We start from the raw sequence: 12451 nt of genomic DNA, 5'->3' as shown, positions 1-12451 counted from the left end.
ATATTACAACAAGGATTTCTGATGGAGGTTCCACCAACGTTGAGGGATGACTCCTTCACAGGCTTTTTGATAGTCTCTTTCAGTACAAGGGAGCATGGCTATCCCTTTGCTATCTTCACTGGGGAGGATCCACCAACGACCTGTACGGTTACTTTTGTAAAAATCTATGGTAAAGTCATCCAAAAGGACAATGTGCTTGGTATAGTTCTTATCCTCAATAGTAGGGAATTCTTTCACTCGGTAATTGATTCCTTCTATAAAATACCAGAGTACCTCTCCGGTAAGCATTCTTCCTCTGACAGAAGTAGGTACATTAAAGACTCCCAAGGCTGCCATCTGTGAACTAAGTCCTGCATAGCGACTTACGGCACATATTTCACGAGAGGTAAAACCATTAACAAAATTCTCTGGCATATCAATATCAGCGGCTTGGACAGCGGTCATATTAAGGCTTACCAAGTCTGTATTTCTCAGAATAGGCTCTACCTGTTCCATATAGCTGGTAATTTCCCCCAAGCGATAGAAATCAAAGAACATTTTCTGCAGCAAATCCATGGACTCCTGTGGATTGTAATAGGTTTGATAACCTATATTGGTAAAATGGTTCAGATGTGTAGGGTTTTCCATAAGGATACGGCTCATATAGCTATCCTCAGAGAAGATTTCTTGTCCATCTCCAAAATCAAAAAGTGCATTGACTGCAGTGAGGTTAACCATCTGCTCCATATTATCAAAAGCACGGTAGAGGGCATAAGTATTCTCAACTCCCCCTCCCACAAGAATAGGAATAATACCTTCTTTGAGCAGGAAAGAAACGGTTTCCTTAATCGCTAAAAAAGTATCCTCCTGTGTGGTTCCCTCAGGAATATTTCCTAAATCAGCCAAAGTAAGGTTCCAATTTCCTAAATAAAGAGAATAAAAATGCTCTCTGAAAGAGTTCTTAAGAATATTTTCACTATTGGTTAGGGAAAAAATAGCCACCTGTACCCCTTTCAAAGAGGGAAGTCCTCCTTTTCGGGTATGCTTACGTATCTTCCCTCCAATGGTCTGGGCAAGATATATATGCTGGGTGAAATAATCTTCTATAGGGTATAAAAAATCTAACACACTAAAAAGTATCTAATGATTTAAAGGTGTGCAAAAATACATATTTAAAATTGTACTCTAATATTTTTAGGTAATTTTATGAATTACCTCCCTATATTTTTATATTTATTAGTATTTATTCTTTTATTTTTTTGAAAAAATCAAGGGAAAATAATTTGTTTTTTTGAATATAAAAACGTAATTTTACAGCGTAATAATTCAAGAATTGTCTAACTAAATAAACTTTAACTCCCATGAAAAACATTCTCGTTCCTATTGATTTTTCTGAGCACTCTAATTACGCCGTAGAAGTTGCGGTGGATTTGGCAAAAAAGAATGGAGCTACCATTCTGTTATTGCACTGTGTAGAGTTGCCTCAGCGCTTCGTAACAGAGACAACCTCCGTACTTCCTGAGGAGCTTTTCTTTATGAAAGAAGCAAGTTTTAACATTAAAAAAGTTTCTGAAACACTTTCCTCTCAAGGAGTTACTGTTGAAACTCTTGTAGAAACTGCAACCCTTACCAATGCTGTAAGAATCCTACTAGAAAAAGAATCCATTGACTTTATAGTTATGGGTTCCACAGGAGCCTCCGGTTCTAAAGAACTTTTCTTAGGCTCCAATGCAGAAAAGATAGTACGCACCTCCCCTATTCCTGTTTTGGTTATCAAGGATAAAACCGATATTTCCAAGGTGAAAAAAATGGTTTTTGCCTGCGATTTCTCCCAAAGATATGTAAAAGCCTTTGAGAAAGCCATTGCCTTTGCTAATATTTTAGGAGCTAAAATTGATTTCGTATATATCAATACACCTTATCATTTTAATTCAAGCAGAGAGATAAAAACACTTATTGACAACTTCTCTAAGGAACATGGTGAAATACTCACCCATAGCATACACATGTATAGTGACTTCTCTATAGAAGAAGGAATTATCCACTTTGCCGAAGATAACCAAGGAGACCTTATCTGTATGTTCCCTACCAAGCAAAGCACTCTTATGCATTTGTTCAACGGAAGTATCAGTGAGGATATTGTAAATCATTCTGAAAAACCTGTCCTCACTATTAAACTGTAACTTTTGATTTCATTTTAATTTTTTCATGGAGATTGTCCGAGGTGAGTTCTTTAAAGGCTTACTTCGGACTATCTTTTTAATTCTATATCGGGGATATCTTCGTTAAAACAAGTTAATTATCTATAAAATAACCTTATTTTTGTTAATTAGAAAATTCTTTTTAGGAAATTAAGACTAAAATTCTTACTTTTGCTAATTAAAAATTTTTTATGAAAAAAATTATATTTATTTTTTTCTTACCGCTTATTACTTCTATTGCTTTTGCAAGGGAAAAAGAATCCTTGGTAAGGGACACACTTTCTACACCTTTTTCTCTGGGGAGAACAAATATAGAATGTTATTTTCGTGGTAATTTTTTTTCAGACAATCCCTCCCTTACTCATTCCTCAGCTCATTTCCAGTTTGAGGACACATGGCTAAACCTTCAAGGAGATTATAATAAGGCGCTATCCTACCAAGTACGCTTTAGGCTAAACCGCCCGCTTACTATTACAGATTTGGATAATACTGCTGTAGGATTAGACTATGCCTATCTACTCTATCGTCTTGGCAAAAATCGCCAATGGGAGGTAACCATCGGCAAACAATGTGAAGCGATTGGCTCCTACGAACTAACGATACACCCCTTGTATGAATATATTTATGGGGATTATCTAAACTATGTAGTTAATCCTTTTGTAGCAGGAGCGAAGGTAGAGTATACCTTTAATAATACTCAAAAAATAGGCTTTCAGCTTCATAATACTCTAAATGAATCCTTTCATTCTTTCTTGGAGAAAAGGGGCTTTATTAGCCCTTCTTTACTTCCTTCCAAATTACCTATAGGAGGTCTTATTTATTGGAAAGGTGAGTTTTGGGATCATCAGTTCAAGACCCATTATTCCTATGACCTCTCACAATTTGCTCAAGGAAAGTATACCCATACTTTCTCTTTGGGGAATTGGCTTGAAGTAGGAAAGCATTTAGCCTACTTGGATTTGTATTATGCCTACATGGAGGCTGACTATGGATTACTTTCTTCAAAGATACTAAGCCAATATGAGGGACGTACTCCAGGTAATTATGAAGTATATGAAAATACGGTATACAAAGGACTTATTTCCCGTTATGAATACCAGATTACTCCCTTGTGGAGCGCTTCGGCAAAGGGAGGAATAGAGTTTTTAGGCAGCAGGAATTCTCTAAATGAGCATTTTCGTACCCATTATATATATGCCTTAGCCCTACAGTATGCTCCCTTTGGTAATACTGATTTTAGGGTACATCTGGCTTATATAGGCAAAACAGTCTCCTATATAGAAGAATTAAAGCTACCTGAAGAGCAACTACACCGCTTCAGTTTAGGAGCGTCCTATACATTGCCAGTAATAAAAAGAGAAAAAGTAAAAAGTAAAAGATAAATCAACTATTCTTGATATGATAAATAAAAAAACAGTCGTTATCATGGCATTTTGCCTACTGGGACAGAGCCTATTAGGACAGGAACAAATGCTTGAAAAGAAGGATTCCCTAGAACCTACCTCTTCTAAGAGAATGAAATTAGAACTTTACTTCCGTGGAGGATTCATATCGGATAAGCATACTCAGGAGAGGCTTTCTTCTTCTCATTTTCAGATTGATAACGCTCGGTTGAACTTTCAAGGGGATTATAATGAGGATTTGTCCTACAGGATTCGCTTTCGCCTAAATCGTCCCCTCTCCCCTACCTCACAGGACAATGCTTCTGTGGGGTTGGATTATGCCTACCTATCTTACCGATTCGGAAAACAAAAACGCTGGGAGGCAATGGCTGGTAAACAACTCTCTGCTATGGGTTCCTTTGAACAGGATATTAATCCACTCTATGAATATATTTTTACCGATTATCTCAATGGGGTATATGCCAATGTATTCTTAGCGGGGGTACAACTCACTTATAAGATTAATGACCAACATAAGATAGGAGTACAGCTTCATAATACACTGAACGAATCTTTCAGTAATCACTTAAGCAATAATAATTTTTCTACCAGTGATTACACAGCTTCTAAAGCACCTATAGGCGCCTATTTCCTTTGGAATGCCAATTTGTTCAAAGGCAAATTTAAGACCAAATATACGTATAATATTTCTCAATTTGCTCAAGGTTACTATACGCATTCCCTCTCCTTAGGGAATAAGTTTCAGTCAGATCCTCATACTGTCTATTTGGATTTAGTATATTCACACATGGGGGCTGATTTTGGACTAACTTCCTCTCGCTTGCTTAGCATAAGTGATGGACTCGTAGAAGGGAATTATACTATGCGCAAGAATATTGTATACAAATGCGCTGTCTCTCGGTATGATTACCAAATAGATGACCATTGGAGCGCGACGGCTAAGATAGGAATAGAACTTACTGGAAGCAGAAATATACACAATGAACAACTCAGAACCAATTATATTTACTTTCTTGCCGGGCAATATGCCCCTTTTAGAACGCAGGATTTGCGATTTTATATAGCTTATGTGGGCAATACTATTCAATACGCTAAGGAACTGGCTATGGATAAAGAACAACTACACCGCTTTGCCATTGGTGCCTATTTCACGCTCCCCATACTTAAAAAATAGAATCCAGATCACTTAGAGTTTAGAAAGTCACAAATGTTTGTAACAAGTATATCCCCACACTCGCCGTGTGCGATACTTACTATCCCCGTTATCGCTTAAAACAAAGACAAAAAAGAAGAAAAATACAAATACAAAAAAATAAAGAAGAAGAAGAAATAAAATAAGGAACGAAAAACAAACAACGAAATCATTCATCATCACCAGCGACTTCTCCATTTTTCAAGAAAAAGGATTCTTTACCCTCCTTTGAAAGTGAAAAGTATAGCCAGCGAGTGCCCACAGCTGGGTATGTGGGTGAATAATGAATAGTGAACAGTTAAAAGTGAATAGTTAAAAGTTAAAAGTGAAGAATTTTTCGTTTTTCACTTTTCGTTTTTCACTTATTAAGGGGTGGACACTTCTCTTTCTGTTTTTCCTTGACATAGCTACAAAAATGTTGTATATTTGCGGTGTTTTTGAAGGAAGCACATCGCCCTTCAGCTTCATGATTTCAGTAAACAAATCTCTTCATTATTATGAAAAAATTCTTCATCCTCTACAATGACATGCTCGAAGTACTGGACGAGCTCACCGACGAACAAGCCGGTAAGCTCTTCAAAACCATCAAAGCCTACCAGCAACACCTAAACAATCACCTTGACCCTCAACCGCAAGAGATTCCTCCCTTCCCTGTGGATGACTTTGTAACTCGAATTGCCTTTGCCTCCTTCAAGGCTCAGTTCAACCGAGAAGCCAAACAGTGGCACCAAAGCGCCGTGAATAACAGAAAAAAGGGACGTATGGGAAACCTTAAGCGGTGGCATCCTGATATTTACAACAAAGTAGTAGCCCAAGAACTCTCCTTAGAAGAAGCTGAAGAGGAGGCTCGTAGTAAAAAAGCCCGTCCTTCCAAGGGAAAAGAAACTAAAAAAGAGGAAAACATAGCGGAGCCTGCCCATAATTCTATGGAAAGTATCTCTATAGACCAGATTGTCCCTTATATTCCTAAAAAAAGGAATACATACTGGGAGATTAAACCCATAGAAGCACTTAAGGAAGAATACCTTAGCAATGAAAGGCTCACACAAGTAATGTTCAAGATACTAAATATCAATGATAAGCAACAGCTCTCTAAGCTCTTGTGTCAGTTCCACGAACACTTGGAATCACAGGGAGAATATGAGAAAGATATTCGGGACTACTGTAGCCATTTTAAGAATTGGATCCGGAAAAGGAAACAGGAGGAGGCGGTAGAGAAGCAGAAAAAAGCCGAAGAACAAGCACAATACCCCAGATACAGAACCTTCGGAATGAATGAACACGGGCAGGCGGTATACCTAGATTAAGTGAAAAGTGAAAAGTGAAAAATGAAGTCACACAAGCAAATATGAACAGGTGAGAGGGTGAGAAATATAATCTGTAAAAGGAATATATATGAGGGAAGTTACCTTACACAAGCCAGTTAGGTAAAATAGAAAAAAAAACATTTTTTTTATTGTAAATTCTATATTTTTTAGTATCTTTGTGCAAATTTTTTTCTTCAATCAAAGAAGAAGTATCTAATCAAAAAATTTACTTAGAACTAAAAGAAAAATTTATGATTTTAGAAATGAAAGTCCCTTCTCCAGGGGAATCAATCACTGAAGTAGAAATCGCTACTTGGCTTGTCAAAGATGGCGATTATGTAAAGAAAGACCAAGCCATTGCGGAAGTAGATTCTGATAAAGCAACTCTTGAACTACCTGCTGAAGCTAGTGGTATCATCACCCTTAAGGCACAAGAAGGGGATTCCGTAGCCGTAGGAGAAGTGGTATGCCTTATTGATACTGACGCACAGGCTCCTACTGAGACCGCTGCTGCTGTAAAAGAAGCTCCTACCTCTACCTCTGCAATAGCTCCTACTGCTGCCCTTGTAGCGACTACTCCTAAAGTAGAAAATCCAGTACCTACAAGCTATGCCACAGGAGAGGCTTCTCCTGCTGCTAAAAAGATTTTAGCAGAAAAACAAATCCCAACCAGTGAAGTGAAAGGCACAGGTAAAGGAGGACGTATCACTAAAGAAGACGCTCTTAATGCACAACCCGCACGCCATAGCATGGGAACTCCTACCAATGAAAAGAGAAGTGAAAAACGCTCTAAACTCTCCATGCTTCGCCGTAAAGTAGCCGAACGATTAGTTTCTGTAAAAAATGAAACTGCCATGCTTACCACTTTCAACGAAGTGGATATGTCAGCCATTTATGAAATACGTAATGAATATAAGGATATCTTCAAGGAACACCATAATGTAAGTTTAGGCTTCATGTCCTTTTTCACTTTAGCAGTAGTGCGTGCCCTTAAGATGTTCCCCGATGTCAATTCCATGATTGATGATAAGGAAAAAATTACCTATGAATACTGTGATATTTCCATTGCAGTTTCCGGACCTAAGGGACTAATGGTGCCTGTCATTCGCAATGCTGAGAATCTTTCTTTCCGTGGTGTAGAAGCAGAAGTAAAACGTTTGGCTACACGTGCACGTGACGGACAAATTACAGTGGACGAGATGACCGGAGGTACATTCACCATTACCAACGGAGGGGTTTTTGGAAGTATGCTCTCCACTCCTATTATTAATCCTCCACAATCCGCTATTCTGGGAATGCACAATGTAGTAGAGCGTGCTATTGTACGCAGTGGGCAAATTGTGATAGCTCCTGTGATGTACATTGCCCTTTCCTATGACCACCGAATCATTGATGGACGGGAATCTGTAGGCTTCCTAGTAGAGGTGAAAAAAGCTCTTGAAAATCCTGTGGAACTCTTAATGGATAATGATCTTAAAAAAGCTTTGGAACTTTAGTAAATGTTGTTACTTGTCCATAAATCAAGAGAGAGGCTATCCAAATGCTTGGACAGCCTCTTTCAAATTACTTACTACTAATAATACAATTATTTTTTCTTCAAGATATAATAAGAAGCCAACTCTCCTTCTACTTCTTTGCCATCAGCATCCAAAAGAGCAATAGAGCCATCTTCTTTTACTTTATAGCGTTGTTCTTTATCTTTTTCTTCAGTGCTTGTAAGGGTAAGTACTTTACTTTGTGTATCATAAGCAACATTTCCCTTATCCTTAGTATTAAGATCCTCCATTACCTCTTGAGAAGTATAGGAATCTTTATTAATAGTTAAGGTAACATTGATACCACTACAATCTGCACAAGGAAGGGTTCCTTCATAAGTTCCTTCATAAGAGGATTTCTGTCCGCAAGAAGCCAAAGCTAAAGCAAAACTTGCTAATAAAATTTTTTTCATTTTTATAATACATTTATTTGTACAAGTATAATAACAATTTCTATGCCAAAAAACAAATAAATTCATAAAAATTTTTTTGTAGAAAATAATTATCATATTATTTATTGATATTTATTATTATATTAAAATATTTTCATATATTTGCCTTTTAATTATAAATATATTATTTATTCAGAAGTAAATTGTCAGTAACATGTACATTACCTTAATTATTTTAGTTTTTTCTTCTATATTCTTTATGATGGGGAAAATTCGTTCGGATTTGGTAGCACTCTCCTCCCTCCTGCTCTTGGTACTCTTTGGGATACTCACTCCAGAAGAAGCCCTCTCAGGTTTTTCCAATTCTGTAGTTATCATGATGATAGGGTTATTTGTTGTAGGAGGTGCCATTTTCCAAACAGGGCTGGCTAAAATGATTAGTAATCGCCTTCTAAAATTGGCAGGTAATAGTGAATTACGTTTGTTCATATTAGTAATCCTTGCCACTTCTTTTATTGGTGCTTTTGTAAGTAACACAGGTACTGTAGCATTAATGTTACCTATAGTGGTAAGTATGGCTATGAGTGCCAATATTAATTCTTCTCGCCTTCTGATGCCTTTAGCTTTTGCCAGTAGCTTAGGAGGAATGATGACCCTCATTGGGACACCTCCTAACCTTATTATTAATGAAGAACTTATAAAGCACGGCTATCCTTCTCTTACCTTTTTCTCATTTACTCCGGTAGGACTGGTAGCCATTGGGGTAGGATTGCTCTATCTTATTCCAGTGAGCCAGCGCTTGCTCAACAAGAAAGATTCTCTACAGGAGAATAAACAAAACAGTAAATCCCTTAAGGATCTCATGGAAGAATATCACCTATCCAAAGATGTTCACTTGGTTATGATTGGGAAAAATGCCCCTTTTATAGGAAAGACACTCCTTGAGAGTAATATTTCAGACAAATATGAAGTGAATGTAACTGAAATATTGAGAAAACCAAGCATTAATTCTTCCATTTTTAAGAATCCTGATCGTGAATTGGCTCATGCTAATACAGTTCTTAATGAAGGAGATATTCTATTTGTACAAGGAGATATACGAAAGATAGAGGCTATGGTATGGGAAAAATCTTTGAGGCTTATAGAGGATAAATTCACCTCTCAAGAGGAACTTATGAATTCCCAAAAACATGGTATTGCTGAGGTATTAGTAACTTCTACTTCCCGATTGGTAAACTTGCCTATTAAGAAGTCAAAATTTAGGGATAGTTTTTCCTTAAACATCTTAGGAATACAGCGTAAAGAGACTTATATTCTAAAAAATCTTAAAGATCAGCGTATCCATTCAGGTGATATTCTATTGGTACAAGGTTCCTGGAGAGATATAGCTCGGCTGAATGACCAACAGCGGCACTTAATTGTATTAGGACAACCTCTACGAGAAGCCTCTAAGGTAAGTCTTACGCATAAGGCGCCTATCGCTGCTATTATCATGCTTCTTATGGTAATGAGTATGATGTTTGATTTTATCCCTGTTCAACCTGTAACAGCGGTACTGGTAGCTTCTCTCCTTATGGTATTTTCAGGAGCTCTTCCCAATGTAGAGGCGGCTTATAAAACTATCAATTGGGAAAGTGTTGTTCTTATTGCAGCCATGCTTCCTATGGCTTTGGCTTTGGAGAAGACGGGAGCCTCCCAATGGGTTTCCCAGATGTTAGTAGGCAAATTAGGTGGGTACAGCCCATATATCCTCTTGGCAAGCATCTATTTCACCACTTCCCTACTTACCATGTTCATAAGTAATACAGCAACAGCTATTTTGGTAGCTCCTATTGCTATGAGTGCTGCGACCAGCATGGGAATAAGCCCTCTGCCTTTCCTTATTGCCGTTTCAGTAGGGGCAAGTATGTGCTTTGCCTCCCCCTTCTCCACCCCTCCTAATGCTTTGGTTATGTCTGCAGGACGTTATACTTTTATGGATTATATAAAAGTAGGGCTTCCTCTACAGATACTTATGGGAATTGTTATGATATTGGTTCTTCCTATCTTTTTCCCTTTTTCATTGCATTAAACGGCTATGTTCCAGATAAACAGGAACTGCTTTTTTCAGTGAAAAAAGCAGTTCCTCCCTTAAAATCAGGTGATTTATTTACTTGATATCTTCAAAATCATCAATGGTATAGGATGAGTTCTCTTTATCATTGGTATAAAGAGGTTTTTTGAAATCTTTCTGATGTTTCTCAGAGATAACTTCCTCTCCTTTTTCATCAAACACATAAGAGGTCATCTCCTCTAAAATTTCTTTAAAGGCATTAAAATCCTCCTTATAAAGGTAAATTTTATGTTTTTGGTAATGAGAAGACCCATCATCATGTGTGAACTTTTTACTCTCTGTTATTGTTAGATAATAATCCCCCGCTTTGGTACCACGTATATCAAAGAAATAAGTTCGCCTACCCGCTCTTAGAGCTTTTGAGAAAATTTCGCTGTTTTCTCCTTCATTTTCGTACATATATTCGTATTTTTAACTATAATAATTCTATTTTATTGTATCATATTCAATGATAAAGATATCTTCATTATCTCTTTTAAAATAATAATTTTCTCGCCCAAACTTCTCCCTTCCTTCATAGGTATTGATTTCCTTAATAGCTTTCCTGTCCTTAGCAATCTCCTTTTGAAGAAATTCTTTTTGCCGCTTCAATCCTTCAATTTCTTTATTCAACTTTCTATGAGAGATCCAAGAATTAGAATCAAAAAATAACATCCATATTCCAAAAGCAACAAAGCCAATGGTATAGGCATATTTTCTAATATAAAATTGAAAATCTATCATTTTATTGTATTCTGTTATGGACGATTGTCTTCACAATATCAATAGCTACTTTATTATGTCGGTTATTAGGAATGATGATATCAGCATATTCTTTGGTAGGTTCTATGAACTCCTGGTGCATAGGCTTTAGAGTGGTTTGATACCTATCCAATACTTCTTGAATATCCCTTCCTCTCTCGGTAGTATCTCTTTTGATACGGCGAATAAGCCGCTCATCGGAATCCGCATGAACAAATATTTTTATATCAAATAAATCTCTCAAATCCGGATGAGAAAGTATCAAGATTCCTTCTACAATAATCACCTTACAAGGAGCTATAGCTACTGTTTGCGGCATACGATTATGTTCTATAAAAGAATAAGTGGGCTGCAGAATTGTTTTTCCTTCCTTTAGCTGAGAGAGATGTTGCTTGAGTAAGTCAAAGTCCAATGATTTAGGATGATCGAAGTTTACCTTTGTTCTCTCCTCATAAGTCAAATGGGACAAATCTTTATAATAAGAATCTTGTGAGATTACACTTACCTGCCCTTTAGGTAATTCCCTGATAATCTGGTTCACTACTGTTGTTTTTCCACAACCTGTTCCCCCTGTTATTCCTATAAGTAACATCTACTATAAATTTGTGCAAAAGTAATTATTTTTCTTGACTTGAAGAAATTGTTTTTCTTAAAATATGATACATATTTCATTTAAAAATCAAACCTCCTCTTTAAAGAAATCTTTATATTCTTGCCAAAAAAGTTCTATTCTTTGCATGTTTTCATTAAAAAATTCCATAGTAGCTTGCCAAGTTTTTTTATCATGTATAGATACACTCTGTTTTTCTAACCAAATACGTGAGATTTCTTTTCCATTTTCTAATAAATAGTGTTTTTCAAAAGAACTATCTGGTAAAAAATCATTCAATATAGATCTAACTGAAAGCATTCTATTGAAATATTTATCTCTTTCTTCCTCATTCCCTTCTATATCTATACATACCATTGCTTTTTTAGTATCAAAATAGAATCTGAATTGAACAGGTTTAACTCCTGTTTTATATAAAACCCACTTACGGGGAAATGATTTTCCGAATGAAGTCCAAAAATCCTGTCTCAGTTTAGCAGCTTCCTCTTTGCTATACATTTATATATGATGATAAGGTTCATTATTAAGAATGGTAAAGGCTCGGTAGAGTTGTTCTACAAAAAACAAACGCACCATTTGGTGGGAAAATGTCATTTTAGACAGTGCACAAGTACCATTAGCCCTGGCATATACCGCTGGAGAAAATCCATAAGCTCCTCCTATAGCGAACGTACATTGCTTAGTCCCTGTATTCATAATTTTTTGTAAGAAATAAGAAAATTCCACAGAAGTGTATTCCTTTCCTCGCTCATCTAAAAGAATCAAATGCTCATTATTAGCTATCTTTTGCAATAATAGGATTCCCTCTCTGTTTTTTTGTTCTTCTTGGGATATATTTTTCATATTTTTAAGCGCAGGAATGATTTCTATTTCAAATTTTATATAGAATTTTATTCTTTTCTGATATTCTTCTATAAGTTTCTCTAGAAATGATATCTCTGTTTTTCCTATTACAAGGAGCCTTAATGTCATTTTATA

Annotated in this window: 13 protein-coding genes; 6 read left to right on the top strand and 7 right to left on the bottom strand. The window is 36.5% G+C overall.

The window, feature by feature from the left end:
- Positions 1-3 precede the first annotated feature (3 nt).
- Positions 4-1107 (bottom strand): formimidoylglutamase, encoded by a 1104-nt coding sequence (locus HMPREF9071_RS06120; protein ID WP_009745728.1) that lies wholly within the window; start codon positions 1105-1107, stop codon positions 4-6.
- A gap of 233 nt (positions 1108-1340) precedes the next feature.
- On the opposite strand from HMPREF9071_RS06120, the gene HMPREF9071_RS06115 reads away from it, so the two are divergent.
- The 5 genes from HMPREF9071_RS06115 (at position 1341) to odhB (ending at position 7578) form a co-directional block, all read left to right on the top strand.
- A complete protein-coding gene (locus HMPREF9071_RS06115; protein ID WP_009745726.1) occupies positions 1341-2162 on the top strand; it encodes a universal stress protein in 822 nt (273 codons plus the stop codon).
- 209 nt (positions 2163-2371) lie between these two features.
- Complete coding sequence (locus tag HMPREF9071_RS06110; RefSeq protein ID WP_009745725.1) at positions 2372-3562, top strand: porin; 1191 nt, start codon at positions 2372-2374, stop codon at positions 3560-3562.
- 16 nt (positions 3563-3578) lie between these two features.
- Positions 3579-4757, top strand: coding sequence for a porin (locus tag HMPREF9071_RS06105; RefSeq protein WP_009745724.1), 1179 nt, complete (start codon positions 3579-3581; stop codon positions 4755-4757).
- A gap of 515 nt (positions 4758-5272) precedes the next feature.
- Positions 5273-6082 (top strand): DUF6291 domain-containing protein, encoded by an 810-nt coding sequence (locus HMPREF9071_RS06100; protein ID WP_009745723.1) that lies wholly within the window; start codon positions 5273-5275, stop codon positions 6080-6082.
- 254 nt (positions 6083-6336) lie between these two features.
- Positions 6337-7578: a 2-oxoglutarate dehydrogenase complex dihydrolipoyllysine-residue succinyltransferase gene (gene odhB / locus HMPREF9071_RS06095; RefSeq protein WP_173301498.1), complete on the top strand. Its 1242-nt coding sequence runs from the start codon at positions 6337-6339 to the stop codon at positions 7576-7578.
- Between the two features lie 89 nt (positions 7579-7667).
- Here the strand turns inward: odhB and HMPREF9071_RS06090 are convergent, their stop codons facing one another.
- Positions 7668-8030, bottom strand: a complete 363-nt coding sequence (locus HMPREF9071_RS06090) for a copper resistance protein NlpE (protein ID WP_040358051.1) — start codon at positions 8028-8030, stop codon at positions 7668-7670.
- A gap of 193 nt (positions 8031-8223) precedes the next feature.
- Here HMPREF9071_RS06090 and HMPREF9071_RS06085 point away from each other — a divergent pair, with 193 nt between their 5' ends.
- Entirely contained in the window at positions 8224-10080 is a 1857-nt protein-coding gene (locus HMPREF9071_RS06085; protein ID WP_009745720.1) for an SLC13 family permease, read from the top strand.
- Between the two features lie 78 nt (positions 10081-10158).
- Here the strand turns inward: HMPREF9071_RS06085 and HMPREF9071_RS06080 are convergent, their stop codons facing one another.
- The 5 genes from HMPREF9071_RS06080 to rlmH all read right to left on the bottom strand — a co-directional run bounded on the left by HMPREF9071_RS06080 (position 10159) and on the right by rlmH (position 12445).
- The gene (locus HMPREF9071_RS06080; protein ID WP_009745719.1) at positions 10159-10521 is read right to left on the bottom strand and encodes a PUR family DNA/RNA-binding protein; all 363 of its coding nucleotides are present in this window, start codon (positions 10519-10521) and stop codon (positions 10159-10161) included.
- 27 nt (positions 10522-10548) lie between these two features.
- A complete protein-coding gene (locus HMPREF9071_RS06075; RefSeq protein ID WP_009745718.1) occupies positions 10549-10845 on the bottom strand; it encodes a septum formation initiator family protein in 297 nt (98 codons plus the stop codon).
- Between the two features lies 1 nt (position 10846).
- Entirely contained in the window at positions 10847-11455 is a 609-nt protein-coding gene (gene udk, locus HMPREF9071_RS06070) for a uridine kinase (RefSeq protein ID WP_009745717.1), read from the bottom strand.
- An 87-nt stretch (positions 11456-11542) separates the two neighbouring features.
- A complete protein-coding gene (locus HMPREF9071_RS06065) occupies positions 11543-11971 on the bottom strand; it encodes a DUF4268 domain-containing protein (RefSeq protein ID WP_009745716.1) in 429 nt (142 codons plus the stop codon).
- Complete coding sequence (gene rlmH / locus HMPREF9071_RS06060) at positions 11972-12445, bottom strand: 23S rRNA (pseudouridine(1915)-N(3))-methyltransferase RlmH (protein WP_009745715.1); 474 nt, start codon at positions 12443-12445, stop codon at positions 11972-11974.
- Positions 12446-12451 lie beyond the last annotated feature (6 nt).

The organism is Capnocytophaga sp. oral taxon 338 str. F0234 (genome assembly GCF_000192225.1).
Lineage (GTDB): Bacteria > Bacteroidota > Bacteroidia > Flavobacteriales > Flavobacteriaceae > Capnocytophaga.
This window is presented reverse-complemented; position numbering and strand designations above follow the sequence as displayed.